Raw genomic sequence first — 15,322 nt, 5'->3', positions numbered from 1 at the left:
CTTGCGCCTCAATCCCGAGGAGGGGCCATGGCGGAGAACAAGCGGGCGGTCGGATCGGTCACCTATCAAGAGGCTGGCCACGGATACTTCGAGAAGCGGAAATTGCGGCGTCATGCCGCCTTCTGGTCGCTCTGGGCACTCGGTGTCGGAGCGGTCATCTCGGGCGACTTCTACGGCTGGAACCTCGGCCTGGACGCCGGCGGTTTCGGTGGCCTGCTGATCGCCGCGATCGTCATCACGATCATGTATTACGGCCTCTGCTTCTCCATCGCGGAGATGTCGCCTGCCCTGCCTCACACCGGCGGCGCCTACTCGTTCTCCCGATCGGCCATGGGCCCGTGGGGCGGCTTCATCACCGGGTTGGCCGAGAACATGGAGTACGTGATCACGCCTGCGGTGGTCGTCGGCGCGATGGGCTTCCTCTCGCATGACATCGTCTTCGATCTGACCGGGGCCGATGGGTGGTGGAACAGCCCGGTGTTGTGGTGGGCCGTCTACTACATCATCTTCGTCGGCATCAACATCCTCGGTATCGAGATCACCATGCGGTTCACCGTGGCTGTCACCGTCGCTGCGCTGGCCATTCTCGCGTTCTTCTTCGTCGCGGTCGTCTTCAGCGGGAAATTCGATGCCGGCCTGCTCACCAACATGCCGCCGGAGGAGGGGGGCAGCAGCTTCCTGCCCAAGGGCATCGCCGGAATCTTCCCCGCCCTGCCGTTCGCGATCTGGTTCTATCTCGCGATCGAGGAACTGCCGTTGGCCGCCGAGGAATCCCACGATCCCAAGCGCGACATCCCCCGCGCGACGATCTGGGGCCTCACCACGCTCATGGTGTTCGCCGTCGGCATCCTGTTCCTGAACACCGGGGTCGGCGGCGGCGCCGCGGAGATCGGAACGTCGGCGACCCCGTTCTTCGACGGGTTCAAGGCGGTATTCGGCGAGGGTGCGGGCGCTTCGTTACTGGGTCTTCTCGCGCTGATCGGGCTCATCGCCAGCTTCTTCACGATCATCTACGCCTACGGCCGCAACACCTACTCGCTGTCTCGCGCGGGCTATTTCCCGCAGAGCCTTTCGATCACCCACCCGACCAGGAATACGCCATACGTCGCGCTCATTGCCGGTGCGGTAATCGGCTACGCGCTTTCGCTCGTCATCTACTTCGCCGGGCAGAGCGAGAACGCGCTTGCGGGCAAGATCGTGGGCGCGCTGCTGTACATGGCCGTGTTCGGCGCGGTGATCTCCTACTTCATGCAGTGCCTGGCGTTCATCATGCTGCGGCGCAAGCTACCGAACATCGAGCGTCCGTACCGGAGCCCGTTAGGTGTCTGGGGCGCCGCGATCGCCGGTGCGATCGCGCTGGTGGCGCTCGTCTCGCTGTTCCTCAACGAGGACTACCGGCCGGGGGTCTACGGGACGCTCATCTACTTCCTGGCCGGACTTCTCTACTTCGCGGTCAGGGGGCGACACAAGTTGGTGCTGTCACCGGAAGAAGAATTCGCGATGTCGCAGGGCCAGTACGGCGTGAACTTGGAAGAGGAGGGCTACGGCGCGGTTTCCGTTGCCGACATCAGGCCGGACAGCCCGCAGACTCGCACCGAAACCTGAGGGGGTGGTGTCGGTGGTTCTGGGAGTCGCAGTCGACTCGCAGAACGTAAAGGCGGCTGCCCTCGACGCGGGCAGTGACGTCGCCGCCGCTACGGGCGATACCCAGCTCTAGGCTCGTTACATGCCTGGGCGAACTCTGCTCGCTGACCGGTTGCGGGACGTGTTGCTGGAGGAAATCGTCAATTCGCGGTGGGGGCCTGGGACGAAGTTGCCGACCGAGGGCCAGCTCGCCGAGCGCTTCGGGGTGTCACGAGCCACGGTGCGTGACGCGGTCAGCGCGCTTATCGAGGCCGGTTATGTCGTGCGTCGACGTGGTTCGGGAAGCTATGTCACCGAGCGCCGCCGGATGCCCCACGGCCTCGATTCGACGCTGAGTTATCGCGCGATGATCGAGAACGCCGGCTTCAGGGCCGGGATGCATGTGGTTGAAGCGGTGTTGGAGCCCTGCGCGGTGGACGACGGTCCCCTGCGGCTCCGTCCGGGCGACACCGTCTTGGCGGTCGAACGTGTGCGCACGGCCGACGATCGACCGGTGATCTACTCGCGCGATCGGATTCCCGCCCGCCTTCTCCGCCCCGGACTGGACCTACGCGCACTCGATCCCTCGCTGTTCGCGCTGCTGCGATCTTCGGGGCATGAGGCGGACCACGCCACGGCGACGCTGCGTGCGGTGGCGAGTACGGACCGCGTCGCGAAAATGCTGGGTATCCGGCGGGCAAAACCGTTGCTGTACATCGAAGAGATCGACTATGACCGGGAAGGGACGCCGGTCATGGTGTCCAGGGAATGGCACGTCTCCGAAGCATTCGATGTCCGGATCAACCGGACGGCCCACACGCGAAGCGAGTACAGGGATGCTGCGTCTGCCGAGTCCTCGGACCCCGCCGCCAGCCAGTAGAGTGCTATTGGTCGGTTGTCCGACCTTTGAACGTTAAAGTTACATCGATCTTCGCGTGATCATCTCGTCGAGAGGGAGCAACCGTGAGCCCCAAGACCGGCATGTTGTCGCAAACCGACCTCGAGCGGTTGGTCGCCGCCGGCGAAATCGACACGGTGATCGTCGGGTTCTGCGACATGCAGGGTCGGTTGACCGGCAAGCGGGTGTCGGCACGGCTGTTCGTCGAGGAGGTGGCCGAGCACGGCGCCGAATGCTGCAATTACCTGCTTTCCGTCGACGTCGACATGAACACCGTGGACGGCTACGCGATGTCGAGTTGGGAAACCGGCTACGGCGACATGGTGATGAACCCGGACTTCGCCACGCTGCGGCTGATCCCGTGGATACCGGGCACCGCGTTGATGATGGCCGATCTGACGTGGACCGACGGCAAGCCGGTCACGCAGGCGCCGCGCAGCATCCTCAACCAGCAGATCGACCGACTCGCCGAGCGCGGGTTGGTGCCCAACATAGGCACGGAACTCGAGTTCATGGTGTTCGACGACAGTTTCCGCGCGGCGTGGGCGGCCGGTTATCGCGGCCTGACACCCGCCACCGACTACAACGTCGACTACAACATGCTCGCGTCGACCCGGATGGAGCCATTGCTGCGCGACATCAGGTTGGGCATGGAGGGCGCGGGCATGTACTGCGAGGGCGTCAAGGGCGAGTGCAACTTCGGCCAGCAGGAGATCGCGTTCCGTTACGATCACGCCCGGGTCACGTGTGACAACCACACCATCTACAAGAACGGCGCCAAGGAGATTGCCGACCAGCACGGCAAGAGCCTGACCTTCATGGCGAAATTCGATGAGCGCGAAGGCAACAGCTGCCATATCCACATCTCGTTCTGCGGTGGTGACGGTGGAGCGGTGTTCGCCGATCCCGACGACGAACTCGGGATGTCGTCGATGTTCCGCAGCTTCATCGCCGGACAACTGGCCACACTTCGCGAGTTCACGCTGTTCTACGCGCCGAACATCAACTCCTACAAGCGCTTTGTCGAAGGCAGCTTCGCGCCCACGGCGGTCGCGTGGGGGTTGGACAACCGAACCTGCGCGCTGCGTGTCGTCGGTCATGGGCCCGGCATGCGGATGGAGAACCGGGCACCGGGCGGCGACGTCAACCAATATCTGGCGGTGTCAGCGCTGATCGCCGGCGGGCTGTACGGCATCGATAATCAGCTGGAGCTTCCGGAAGCGTTGGAGGGCAACGCGTACACCAGTGGTGCCGAACGGCTGCCGACGACACTGGGCGAGGCCGCCGAGCTGTTCGACAAGTCAGAGATCGCGCGCGCCGCGTTCGGCGACGATGTCGTCGAGCACTACCTCAACTACGCGCGCGTCGAACTGGCCGCATACAACTCCGCGGTCACCGACTGGGAAAGGGTTCGTGGCTTTGAGCGCCTCTAGTCACAGGCCGGTGATCGGCCTGACCACCTACCTGCAGCAGGCGAAGACCGGGGTATGGGATGTGCGGGCCGGCTTCCTGCCCGCCATCTACCTCGAGGGCGTCAACAGCGCGGGCGGAATCGCGGTGCTGCTGCCTCCGCAGCCGGTCGACGACCAGATCGCGTCACGCATACTCGACGGGCTCGACGGACTGGTCTTCACCGGCGGAAGGGATCTCGATCCGGCGAGCTACCGCCAGCAGCCCCACCCCGCCACCGACCAGGCGGTGGCCGAGAACCGGATGCGCGATGCCTTCGAATTCGCGTTGCTTCGCGGCGCGGTGCGCCGGGGCATCCCCGTGCTGGGCATCTGCCGTGGCGCCCAGGTGCTCAACGTCGCGATGGGCGGCACTCTGCATCAGCACCTGCCCGACGTCCTCGGTCACACCCACCATCAGCAGGGCAACGCGGTCTTCGCGACGTCGTCGATCCGCACCGTGCCAGGCACCCGGGTGGCGGCGCTGATCGGCGAGTCGTCGGACGCCCAGTGCTACCACCACCAGGCCATCGACCAGCTGGGCCAGGGACTCATCGTCAGTGCGCAGGACGCCGACGGTGTCATCGAGGCGGTCGAGATCGACCCGGCGCAGAAGCCGGACACGTGGGCATTGGCGGTGCAGTGGCACCCTGAGGAGCGGTTGGACGACCTGCGCCTTTTCGCGGGTGTGGTCCAGGCAGGTGCGGCGTACGCGACACACAAGAAAGTGGCTCCCGAGGGTAGGAGCGCTGGGGGCACTCCCCAGGCAAGCGGGGGCCCCACCCGCTCGGAGAGCAGGGGGACGACTGGGGAGAGGACAACGGCATGACTACCAGCAATGTGGTCAATCCGGCCACCGAGGAATTGCTGCGCACCGTCGAGCAGACCGACGAGGCGGCCGCCGACGACGCGGTGGCCCGCGCCGTCGTCGCGCAGAAGGCCTGGGCGCGGCTGGCGCCCGCCGAACGGGCCGCGGGACTGCGGGCGTTCGCGGCGGTGGTCAATGCCCACGTGGACGAGCTGGCCGCGCTTGAGGTCGCCAACTCGGGCCATGTGATCGGCAACGCGCGGTGGGAGGCCGGTCACGTCCGCGACGTGCTGCAGTTCTACTCCGCCAGTCCGGAACGCCTGTCGGGCAAGCAGATTCCGGTGGCCGGTGGGCTCGACGTCACCTTCAACGAGCCGCTCGGCGTCGTCGGGGTGATCGCGCCGTGGAACTTCCCGATGACCATCGCGTCCTGGGGTTTCGCACCGGCGCTGGCCGCGGGCAACGCGGTGCTGCTGAAGCCGGCCGAGATCACGCCGTTGACGTCGATCCGGCTGGGCGAACTGGCCGTCGAGTCCGGCCTGCCCGCCGACCTGTTCCAGGTGCTGCCCGGGAAGGGGTCGGTGGTGGGGGACCGGTTCGTCACCCACCCGGACGTGCGCAAGATCGTGTTCACCGGCTCCACCGATGTCGGCACCCGCGTGATGGCGGGCGCTGCCGCCCAGGTGAAGCGGGTCACGCTCGAGTTGGGCGGCAAGAGCGCCAACATCGTGTTCGACGACTGCGATCTGGAGAAGGCCGCGGCCACGGCGCCGTACGGGGTGTTCGACAACGCCGGCCAGGACTGCTGCGCCCGCAGCCGAATCTTGGTGCAGCGCAGTGTCTATGACCGGTTCATGGAATTGCTGGAGCCGGCGGTCAAGGGTGTCGTGGTCGGTGACCCCGGCGCGGAGGACACCGAGATGGGTCCGTTGGTGTCCAGGTCCCACTGGAACACGGTGGCCTCCTATGTACCCGACGACACGTTGGTGGCGTTCCGCGGCGATGCACCCTCGGGTCCGGGCTACTGGTTCCCGCCCACCGTGCTGACGCCGTCGCGGACCGACCGCACCGTGATGGAGGAGATCTTCGGGCCGGTGGTGACGGTGCTCGCATTCGATGACGAGGCGGATGCGATCAACCTGGCCAACGACACTCCGTACGGCCTGTCGGGGTCGATCTGGACCGACAACCTGTCGCGGGCGCTGAGAGTCTCGCGGGCGGTGGAAACCGGCAACCTCTCGGTCAATTCGCACTCGTCGGTGCGCTACAACACGCCGTTCGGCGGCTTCAAACAGTCCGGGTTGGGCCGCGAGCTCGGTCCGGACGCGCCGCTGTCCTTTACCGAAACCAAGAACGTTTTCTTCTCGATCGGAGATGCATAGATGGATCTGACCCAGCGCTTGGCGGGCAAGGTGGCGGTGATCACCGGTGGCGCCAGCGGCATCGGCCTGGCCACCGCGCGCCGGATGGGCGCGGAGGGAGCCACCGTCGTCATCGGCGACATCGACCCGACGACCGGTAAAGAGGCGGCCGACGAACTGGGCGGAACCTTTGTGCCCGTGGATGTCTCCGACGAGGTGGCAGTCGACACGCTGTTCGATACCGCCGCCAAGACCCATGGCTCGGTCGACATCGCCTTCAACAACGCGGGTATCTCGCCGCCGGAGGACGATCTCATCGAGAGCACCGGGCTGGACGCGTGGCAGCGGGTGCAGGACATCAACCTCAAATCGGTGTTCCTGTGCTGCAAGGCGGCGCTGCGCTACATGGTGCCGCAGCAGAGCGGCTCGATCATCAACACGGCGTCGTTCGTCGCGGTGATGGGGTCGGCGACGTCGCAGATCTCCTACACCGCATCCAAGGGCGGCGTGCTGGCCATTTCGCGGGAACTCGGTGTGCAATACGCCCGGCAGGGCATCCGCGTCAACGCGTTGTGTCCCGGTCCGGTAAACACGCCGCTACTCCAGGAGCTGTTCGCCAAGGATCCGGAGCGCGCCGCGCGGCGGCTCGTCCATGTTCCCGTCGGGCGATTCGCGGAGCCGGCCGAACTCGCGGCCGCAGTGGCGTTTTTGGCCAGCGACGACGCGTCGTTCATCACCGCCTCCACGTTCCTCGTCGACGGCGGCATCAGCGGCCACTACGTCACTCCGCTGTAAACGCATGTCGGTCGACCCGGACGTACCGCTGGCAAGTGATGCATTGCTGCGCCCGGTGCGGCCCGGGAACGCGTTCGAGGACACCGTCGAACGGCTGTTGCAGACCATCCGGCTAGGGGTGCTGCAGCCCGGCGAATCGCTACCGCCCGAACGGGAGCTGGCGGCCCGGCTCGGCGTCAGCCGAGACACCGTGCGGGAGGCGATCAAGTCGTTGGCCGATGCGGGCTACCTGGTGTCCCGGCGAGGGCGCTACGGCGGCACCTTCCTCGCCGACGAACTGCCCGGTCATACCGGCGACATCCCGGGGGTGACTCGCGCGGAGATCGACGACGCGTTGCGGCTGCGCGAGATCCTCGAGGTCGGCGCCGCGCGGATGGCGGCGCAGCGCACCCTGACCGCCGCCGAGCGGGAAGGTCTCTGGTCCCGCCTGAATGACGTGCGCGGCGCCGAGCCCAGCGATTACCGGCGTCTGGACTCGAGGCTGCACCTGGCGATCGCAGAGGCCGCGGGGTCGCCGTCGCTGGTGCCGCTGCTCGCCGAGAATCGGATGCGGCTCAACCGCCTGCTCGATCAGATTCCGCTGCTACGGCGCAACATCGCCCATTCCGACGAACAACACGAGGCCATCGTGATCGCGATCTTGGCCGGCAACTTCGAGGAGGCCGCCACGGCGATGCACGCGCATGTCGCGGGCTCGGCGGCCCTTTTGCACGGGTTTCTGGACTAAATTCAAGGCGTGGAACACCCTGGGAACCAGGTACAGGTGCAGCGTGCATCGTCGGCACTGGCCGATGTCGACACCCCGGTGTGGACCCAGCGTTTCGATTTGCTGTCCGACCCCAACCGGTTGGAGATCCTGCTGAGCCTGCACCGGGCGCCGGGCATCTGTGTCGGCGACCTGGCCGCGGCGCTGGGCCGGTCGGAGAACGCGGTCTCGCAGGCGCTGCGGGTACTGCGTCAGCAGGGCTGGGTGAGTTCCACGCGGATCGGGCGGGCGGTCAGCTATCGGCTCGAAGACGAGATCGTGCACGACCTACTGCACTGGATCGGCGCACGCCACGCCTGAACGTGTGGCGGGAAGATATCGCTGCGTCGACTGACGAAGTCGGTGGCCGCGCTTGGCCGTCGCGGAGCCCACAGCGATGGCGAACCCGAGAATGAAGAGCCAGCCGACCAAACCAGCAGCGATGACCGTCATGTCTCTCCCGGGGTGCGCGGCCGCATTGGCCGTCCATGGGAAATAACTCATCGCCGCCGTCCGCCATTCGGTGCGTTGTTCTGCGATGCCTGCAGAACCTCCCCGAAGCGATGTCGAAGCTGTCATCCTCGAAGGGAGAAAACACCATGAAGACTCCCGAAGATGCCGGCGTTGACCGCGCGCTCAAGGCCAAACATCGCGCGCTGTGGGCGACCGGCGACTATCCCGCCGTCGCCGCAGAGCTGATTCCGTCGCTGGGGCCCGAGCTCGTGCGCGCAGCCGGCGTGCGGCCCGGCGACAAGGTGCTGGACGTCGCCGCCGGCTCGGGCAATGCCGCCATCCCGGCAGCCATCGAAGGTGCGGTCGTCACGGCAAGCGACCTGACCCCGGAGTTGTTCGAGGCCGGCCGCCGGATCGCGGCAGACCGCGGCGTAGAGCTCGAGTGGGTCGAGGCCGACGCCGAGGCGCTGCCGTTCGCGGGCGACAGCTTCGATGTCGTGATTTCCTGTGTGGGCGCGATGTTCGCGCCGCATCATCAGGCGGCCGCAGACGAACTGCTGCGGGTCGTCAGGCCCGGCGGAGCGGTGGCGATGATCAACTGGACACCGGAGGGTTTCATCGGCAGCTTGTTCAAGACGATGAAGCCGTACGCGCCGCCTCCGCCACCGGGCGCCAGCCCGGCACCGCTGTGGGGCGATGAGAACCACATCCGCGAACTGTTCGGCGACCGGGTTGTCGACCTGACGATGCGGCGCCAGATCGTGGTGCTGGACCACTGCCTCGAACCGGTCGAGTTCCGTGAGTACTGGAAGCGCAACTACGGGCCGACCATCGCGGCGTACACGTTCAACGCCGAGCAGCCCGACCGGGTCGAGGCTCTGGACCGTGACTTCCTCAGTTTTCTGACGACCTGGGATCGGGGCGGCGCCGGGCGGTCATCCTGGGACGCCGAGTATCTTTTGGTCACCGCCGCCAAGCGGTGAGTCGGCCCGGACGCCGACATGAACATCTGTTCATCTAGACAGATGATGGGTTGCGGACATAGGCTCGGGTGGTGACCCTCGCAGCACCCTCCGAACCCGCTCAGGCCACCAAATTCGACCGAACCGATTGGACGACGATTGCCGCGATCGGCATCGTCGTGATCGCCCTGCACCTGTTCGGGTGGGGCGTGCTGGTATTCGGGGTCGCACCTCAGCACATCACGCTCGGATCGGCGGGCGTGTTCGGCGTCGGGCTGGGTGTCACCGCCTACCTACTCGGCGTGCGGCACGCATTCGATGCCGACCACATCGCCGTGATCGACAACACCACCCGCAAGCTGGTCGGAGAGGACACCCGGTCGCTGTCCGCCGGATTCTGGTTCTCGCTGGGCCATTCCAGCGTCGTTTTCGGATTGGCCTTCCTGCTGGCGATCGGTGTGCGCGCGATCGTGGGGCCGGTGCAGGACGAGGGCTCGCCCCTGCTGCAGACCCTCGGCCTGATCGGGTCCCTCGTCGCGGGCACCTTCCTGATCCTGATCGGGCTGACCAACTTCTTCGCCGCAGTCGGTATCGCGAAGGTGTTCCGCGCGATGCGCAACGGTGAGTACGACGAGGCCGAACTCGAACACCAACTCAATCAACGCGGCTTCCTGGCCCGGCTGCTCGGCCGGTTCATGCGACGGGTGAGCAAGCCGTGGCATCTGTACCCGGTGGGGCTGTTGATGGGGCTGGGCTTCGACACGGCGACGCAAGTGGCGTTGCTGGTGCTGGCCGCGGGCACGGCGGCGTTCACGCTGCCCTGGTACGCCATCCTGGTGCTTCCTGTGCTGTTCGCCGCCGGGATGAGTCTGTTCGACGCCCTTGACGGGATTTTCATGTCGCGGGCCTACGGCTGGGCGTTCCTCAAGCCGGTCCGCAAGGTGTACTACAACTTGACGGTCACGGTGCTGTCGGTCATCGTCGCGCTCGTCATTGGCGTCATTCTGCTCGCAGGTCTGCTCGCCGACCGGCTCGGGCTCCATTCGGGCCCGCTGGCTGCGATCGGCTCGCTGAACCTGGAGTTCGTCGGGTTCATGATCGTCGGGTTATTCGTCGCGGCCTGGCTGATCGCATTGGCGGTCTGGCACTTCGGACGCGTCGAGGAGCGCTGGACGGCGGTGGCCGACTGATGCAGTCCGGACGCCCTGCCGTCCGGCTGATTTCACGCTAGAGGCCCGAGCGCTCGAGCGCGTCGTCGAACTCCTCGGCGGCGTCCTTGTCGCTCTTGCCGGCCGCGCGCGCCCGCTCGTACACCGAGAAGAGACGCGGCCCGACCCGTGCGTAGCGCTCGTCCCATTCTTCGGAATCGCGGCGCCAGTAGCCGATCGTGTCCAATTGGTCTGACTGCCATTGTTGTTCGCGGCGCAGGTAGTTGCGGACCGCACGCGCCTCGCCCGCTTCTCCGGCGAACCAGCAGTAGCCCCGCCCCGGCACGCGGCAGTACTGGGCCGCGAGGGCCGCCAGCACGCTTGCTGCGCCGCCGTTTCCCGTCCCGACCGACTCCACCACCGGAATCGCCGGATGGTCGGGCAGATAGCCCAGATCGTCACCGTCGAGCACCTCGATGATGGCGATCGACTCGATATCGGGTTGTTGATCGATGAGCCGGGCCAGTGCAGGCAAGCCCGCCATGTCGGCGACGAGGACCTGCCAGTCAGTGGCCGCAGGCGGTCGGTACCACGACCGTGCATGCGCGAGGGTGACCGCATCGCCGGGCGCCGCACGTCTCACCCAGTCGGTGCCGGTGCCGCGGCCGTGCATCACGAAGTCGACGATTATCCGGTTGTTGATCGCGTCGTGTTCGCGAACCGTGTAGCTCCGGCCCGACGGAGCGGATTCCTCGTCGACTGCCGAAAAATAAAGTCCGACCGCGGCATCTGGTGCGTACGGAAGATCGAGACCGGTCAACTCGGGGACGTCCAGTTCCACGCGGACCAGATGCGGGTTCAGATCGACGGTCGTGATGACCCGGCCCAGCGCGGACGGCGCACTCAATGCCGTCGCGACGGCGGCCAGGGCGGCTCTCCGCAGAGCGCCAGCAGAGCGTTCTCGATCACCTCCGGCAGTGCGGGGTGGATCCAGTACTGACCCCGCGCCATGTCCTGGGCCGCCAGGTTGAAAGTCATCGCCTGAATCAGCGGCTGGATGAGCGAAGATGCCTGGTGGCCCATGATGTGCGCGCCGAGGATCGTGCCCTTGTCGTCGTCGACGATGATCTTCGCGATGCCTGCGGTGTCCTCCATCGCCCAGCCGTAGGCTACGTCGGCGAAATCTTGAACCTTGACCTTTATTTTGTAACCCTTCGCCCTGGCCTCGTTTTCGGTCAGCCCGACACTGGCGATCTGCGGATCCGTGAAGACGGCTGACGGCACGTAGCGATGGTCGGACGGCATCAGCGCGTCGGTGTCATCCCAGTCCTGGAGGAGGTTGTGCTTGACCCTGCGGGCCTCGTGGTTGGCCACGTGCTTGAGCTGAAAATCCGACGAGATGTCGCCCAGCGCATACACATTGCGTGCGGTGGTGCGTTGAAACTCGTCGACGACGACCTGGCCGTCGGCGCCGACCTTCACGCCCGCGCGCTCAGCATCGAGCAGGTCTCCGTTGGGCTTCCTGCCGGTGGCGACGAGGAGCAGGTCGCCGTGCACCTTCGAGTCGTCCTGGCAGCGTAGTTCCACGCCATCGCCGTCTCGCCGCAGGCTCTTGACCTCGCGATGGTTCAGCAATTCCCACTTCTTGCCCGCGATGTCGGTGAACCGCTCGCAGATGGTGTCGTCGTGACCGCGCAACAGGGTGCTGCCCCGGATCATCATCGTGACGCGGCTGCCCAGGGAGGAGAAGACATGCGCGAACTCGCACGCCACGAAGCCGCCGCCGACGATGACGAGATGCTCAGGCACGTCGGCGATGCGCATGACCGTGTCGCTGGTGTGGTAGCGCACTCCCGACTCCGCGATCGACTCCGGGATGACGGCCCGTGAACCGGCCGCGATCACCACCTTGTCGGCGGTGAACTGGGCGCCATCATCGGTGCGCAGCGCGTAGCGCCCGTCCGGAAGGGGATCGCCGAACCTGGCGTGGCTCTTGAACACCGAGACGTTGGGTGAGGAACTGCGGTAGTTCTCCCCGCCCACGGCCAGCGGGTCGATCCGGCCGAAGACGCGGGAGACGATGTCGCCGAAGCGAACGCCGTCCACGTGGGCGTCGACACCGTATCTGGCGGACTCCCTGGCATTTTGCGCCACCTCCGCCGCGTACACGAACATCTTGGTCGGGATACAGCCGACGTTGAGGCAGGTGCCGCCGAACACCCCCGCCTCACAGATTGCCACCTTCTTGTCGTCGTAGCGTTCGTCCAGGATGGTATTGCCCGAACCGGTTCCGATGATCGCGATGTCGAAGTGGGCCATGGTTGTCATCCTCGTTCGGGTTGTGGGGTGGCGCCATTGGTCTCCGACCAGATGGTGTACCAGTTCAGCCAGCTGTCGAGTTCGTGGTAGGCCGTTTGCCGAGATTCCGCGACGGACAGGAACACATCATGCTTGGCGTCGGCGATCGGCACGACCGTGCTGCGATTGCCGATGCAGCCGGCCCAGCGGGCGATCTGGTTGACGTCGAGCACGGCGTCGCCGCGTTGGATGGCGTCGACTTTCACGGGGTCGTTGGCCTCGCGCACGCTGCGGTCCGATCGCAGGATCAAGTTCGGCACGCCGACGTCGAGACCGCGGTGCAGCCGGGCGTGCCCGCGCCGGATGGCGTGGATCCAGCCGAGCGTCACCGGGAATCCCCCGATCGGTTTCCACTTCAGGTCGTAGTCGAAATCGCCGTGATATTCGCGGTGCAGGGTCGAGCCGTAGCCGCCCGCGGTCGGCGACCGAATCACCATGCGCTTGCGCACCCGCGACATCGCGGCGATGGCCGCGGCCGTCGGCGGGATGCGAAGAAAGGCGGGCCCCTGCAGATCCAGCCAGGGGCTGTTGAGCACCAGGCCGGTGAGGTTTCTGATTCGGGTCACCCCCCGGCCGCGCAAGCGATCCAGCCAGAGCGACACGACCAGCCCGCCCGCCGAGTGCCCGTAGACGAGCACCTTCGCGGGCGAGACACCGTTGATGATGTCGAGCGTGCGGTCCAGCTCGGTGTCGTAACGGGCGAGGTCGGTGGTGAAGTGCGGGGTCTGGCCCTCCCGCCATGATCGCCCGCATTTATGCAGGTCGAGCGCGTAGAAGGTGAACCCGCGGGCCGCGAAATGGTCCGCCAGCTCGGTGTTGAAGAAGTAATCGGTGAACCCGTGCACCAGAAGGACGGCGCGGCCGGCGGTGGGGTCGGGATCGCCGCGGCGGACGACGGTCGCGATTAGCTGTCCTTCTCCGTCGGGGTCCGCCCCGAGGGCAATGGTCTGCTGCCAGTAGCCCGGCAGCACATCGGGCTCCCATTCAGGCACGACAGTTACCTTAATCGCGACGTGCCGGCGGCCGGCGTCGACGGAGGCGGACGTCACGTGGTCGGCCGGTTGGCGTACCGGGCGGCGGGATAACCTGAACACCGAGAAGCCGTGACTAGCGGGCCGTGCGACCACCACGAAGGACCAAGGATCCGGTGTCTGAACAAGACTTAGCCAAGACCGCCAAGACCGACGTTGTGCTGGTGGGGGCGGGCATCATGAGCGCCACGCTGGGCGCGATGTTGCGCCTCCTGGAGCCGGACTGGTCGATCACGCTGGTCGAGCGCCTCGACGGCGCGGCCGCGGAGAGCAGCGACCCGTGGAACAACGCCGGCACCGGGCATTCCGCCCTGTGCGAGCTGAACTACACCCCGGAACGCCCCGACGGCTCCATCGACATCAGCAAGGCCGTGCACGTCAACGAGCAGTTCCAGGTGTCGCGGCAGTTCTGGACCTATGCGGTGGAGAACGGGGTGCTGCCCGATGTGCGCAGCTTCCTCAACCCGATCCCGCACGTCAGCTTCGTACACGGCGCGGAGAACGTCGACTACCTCAAGCGCAGGCACGATGCGCTGCTCGGCAACCCGCTGTTCGCCTCGATGGAGTTCATCGACGACAAGGACGAGTTCAGCCGGCGGCTTCCGCTGATGGCCGCCCAGCGCGACTTCTCCGACCCGGTGGGGCTGAACTGGACGCAGGACGGCACGGACGTCGACTTCGGCTCGCTGTCGCGACAGCTCATCGGCTATAGCGCCGAGCGGGGGATGACCACGCTGTTCGGCCACGAGGTGCGCAACCTGAACAAGGAGTCGGACGGCAGCTGGACGTTGAAGGTCGCCAATCGTCGCACCGGCCAGACGCGCAAGCTGAACGCGAAGTTCGTGTTCGTCGGCGCCGGTGGCGGTGCGCTGCCGCTGCTCCAGAAGGCGGGCATCAAGGAGGCCAGGGGATTCGGCGGCTTCCCGGTCGGCGGCGAGTTCCTGCGCACGCAGAACCAGGCGCTGACCGCCGGGCATCAGGCCAAGGTGTACGGGCTGCCGCCGCTGGGCGCGCCGCCGATGTCGGTGCCGCACTTGGACACCCGGGTGATCAACGGCAAGTCCTGGCTGCTGTTCGGCCCGTTCGCGGGCTGGACGCCGAAGTTCTTGAAGCAGGGCAAGCTGACCGATCTGCCGTTGTCGGTCAAGCCGAACAACCTGGTGTCGATGCTCGGTGTCAGCGTCACCGAGCTGGGGCTGGTGAAGTACCTCGTCGGCCAGCTGATGTTGTCCGAGGCCGACCGGGTGGATGCTCTGCGTGAATTCGCGCCGAGCGCAGTGGATTCCGACTGGGAGCTGGACGTGGCCGGGCAGCGGGTGCAGGTGATCCGGCGGGCCAAGGGCAAGGGCGGCGTCCTGGAGTTCGGCACCACGGTGCTGACCGCCGACGACGGCAGCATCGCCGGACTGCTCGGCGCATCGCCCGGCGCGTCGACTGCGGTGCCGGCGATGTTCGACGTGATGGAGCGTTGCTTCGCCGACCGGTATGCCGGCTGGCTGCCCAAGCTCAAGGAGATGGTGCCGTCGCTGGGCGCCGAACTCTCCAACGAGCCGCGCCTTTTCCAGGAGGTGTGGGCGCACGGCACCAAGGTGCTCAAGCTCGACAAGCCAGCCAGCGGAGTGCCTCCCACCCAACAGCCGCACGAGACCGGTTCGGACACCGTCAATTCGGCTACCGCGGCGACTGTCTGAC

The 15,322-nt window shown here is 66.4% G+C and carries 14 protein-coding genes; 11 read left to right on the top strand and 3 right to left on the bottom strand.

The window, feature by feature from the left end:
* The first annotated feature begins 27 nt into the window (after nt 1-27).
* The 10 genes from ACVWWN_RS28415 to nicT all read left to right on the top strand — a co-directional run bounded on the left by ACVWWN_RS28415 (nt 28) and on the right by nicT (nt 10,283).
* Entirely contained in the window at nt 28-1,605 is a 1,578-nt protein-coding gene (locus ACVWWN_RS28415; RefSeq protein ID WP_457146843.1) for an amino acid permease, read from the top strand.
* A gap of 121 nt (nt 1,606-1,726) precedes the next feature.
* Complete coding sequence (locus ACVWWN_RS28410; protein ID WP_457146842.1) at nt 1,727-2,503, top strand: GntR family transcriptional regulator; 777 nt, start codon at nt 1,727-1,729, stop codon at nt 2,501-2,503.
* 83 nt (nt 2,504-2,586) lie between these two features.
* On the top strand, nt 2,587-3,954 hold the full coding sequence (locus ACVWWN_RS28405; RefSeq protein WP_457146841.1) for a glutamine synthetase family protein: 1,368 nt from the start codon (nt 2,587-2,589) through the stop codon (nt 3,952-3,954).
* A complete protein-coding gene (locus ACVWWN_RS28400) occupies nt 3,941-4,798 on the top strand; it encodes a gamma-glutamyl-gamma-aminobutyrate hydrolase family protein (RefSeq protein WP_457146840.1) in 858 nt (285 codons plus the stop codon). The genes ACVWWN_RS28405 and ACVWWN_RS28400 overlap by 14 nt, the downstream gene beginning before the upstream one ends.
* Entirely contained in the window at nt 4,795-6,159 is a 1,365-nt protein-coding gene (locus ACVWWN_RS28395) for an aldehyde dehydrogenase family protein (protein WP_457146839.1), read from the top strand. The genes ACVWWN_RS28400 and ACVWWN_RS28395 overlap by 4 nt, the downstream gene beginning before the upstream one ends.
* The gene (locus tag ACVWWN_RS28390; protein WP_457146838.1) at nt 6,160-6,933 is read left to right on the top strand and encodes a 3-oxoacyl-ACP reductase; all 774 of its coding nucleotides are present in this window, start codon (nt 6,160-6,162) and stop codon (nt 6,931-6,933) included.
* A 4-nt stretch (nt 6,934-6,937) separates the two neighbouring features.
* Entirely contained in the window at nt 6,938-7,660 is a 723-nt protein-coding gene (locus ACVWWN_RS28385) for a FadR/GntR family transcriptional regulator (protein WP_457146837.1), read from the top strand.
* A complete protein-coding gene (locus ACVWWN_RS28380) occupies nt 7,661-7,999 on the top strand; it encodes an ArsR/SmtB family transcription factor (protein WP_457149311.1) in 339 nt (112 codons plus the stop codon).
* 278 nt (nt 8,000-8,277) lie between these two features.
* Entirely contained in the window at nt 8,278-9,114 is an 837-nt protein-coding gene (locus tag ACVWWN_RS28375; RefSeq protein WP_457146836.1) for a class I SAM-dependent methyltransferase, read from the top strand.
* A 71-nt stretch (nt 9,115-9,185) separates the two neighbouring features.
* Nucleotides 9,186-10,283, top strand: a complete 1,098-nt coding sequence (gene nicT / locus ACVWWN_RS28370) for a Nickel transporter NicT (RefSeq protein WP_457146835.1) — start codon at nt 9,186-9,188, stop codon at nt 10,281-10,283.
* A gap of 37 nt (nt 10,284-10,320) precedes the next feature.
* Here the strand turns inward: nicT and ACVWWN_RS28365 are convergent, their stop codons facing one another.
* Genes ACVWWN_RS28365 through ACVWWN_RS28355 form a run of 3 tightly spaced genes read right to left on the bottom strand, consistent with a single transcriptional unit; the run spans nt 10,321 to nt 13,591 of the window.
* On the bottom strand, nt 10,321-11,148 hold the full coding sequence (locus ACVWWN_RS28365) for a siderophore-interacting protein (protein WP_457146834.1): 828 nt from the start codon (nt 11,146-11,148) through the stop codon (nt 10,321-10,323).
* Nucleotides 11,145-12,560: a mycothione reductase gene (gene mtr, locus ACVWWN_RS28360; RefSeq protein ID WP_457146833.1), complete on the bottom strand. Its 1,416-nt coding sequence runs from the start codon at nt 12,558-12,560 to the stop codon at nt 11,145-11,147. The genes ACVWWN_RS28365 and mtr overlap by 4 nt, the downstream gene beginning before the upstream one ends.
* A 5-nt stretch (nt 12,561-12,565) precedes the next feature.
* Nucleotides 12,566-13,591: an alpha/beta hydrolase gene (locus ACVWWN_RS28355; RefSeq protein WP_457146832.1), complete on the bottom strand. Its 1,026-nt coding sequence runs from the start codon at nt 13,589-13,591 to the stop codon at nt 12,566-12,568.
* A 155-nt stretch (nt 13,592-13,746) separates the two neighbouring features.
* Between ACVWWN_RS28355 and mqo the strand changes: the two genes are divergently transcribed.
* Entirely contained in the window at nt 13,747-15,321 is a 1,575-nt protein-coding gene (mqo, locus tag ACVWWN_RS28350; RefSeq protein WP_457146831.1) for a malate dehydrogenase (quinone), read from the top strand.
* Nucleotide 15,322: the final 1 nt, after the last annotated feature.

The organism is Mycobacterium sp. URHB0021, from assembly GCF_054057895.1.
Note: the sequence above shows the minus strand (reverse complement) of the source record. Positions and strands in the feature narration are given on the sequence as shown.

What these genes read in the sequence shown, in the direction of transcription:
- ACVWWN_RS28385 (WP_457146837.1), top strand. Translation starts at nt 6,938, where the DNA reads ATGTCGGTCGACCCGGACGTACCGCTGGCAAGTGATGCATTGCTGCGC.
- ACVWWN_RS28415 (WP_457146843.1), top strand. Translation starts at nt 28, where the DNA reads ATGGCGGAGAACAAGCGGGCGGTCGGATCGGTCACCTATCAAGAGGCT.
- ACVWWN_RS28390 (WP_457146838.1), top strand. Translation starts at nt 6,160, where the DNA reads ATGGATCTGACCCAGCGCTTGGCGGGCAAGGTGGCGGTGATCACCGGT.
- ACVWWN_RS28395 (WP_457146839.1), top strand. Translation starts at nt 4,795, where the DNA reads ATGACTACCAGCAATGTGGTCAATCCGGCCACCGAGGAATTGCTGCGC.
- ACVWWN_RS28375 (WP_457146836.1), top strand. Translation starts at nt 8,278, where the DNA reads ATGAAGACTCCCGAAGATGCCGGCGTTGACCGCGCGCTCAAGGCCAAA.
- ACVWWN_RS28410 (WP_457146842.1), top strand. Translation starts at nt 1,727, where the DNA reads ATGCCTGGGCGAACTCTGCTCGCTGACCGGTTGCGGGACGTGTTGCTG.
- mtr (WP_457146833.1), bottom strand. Translation starts at nt 12,560, where the DNA reads ATGGCCCACTTCGACATCGCGATCATCGGAACCGGTTCGGGCAATACC.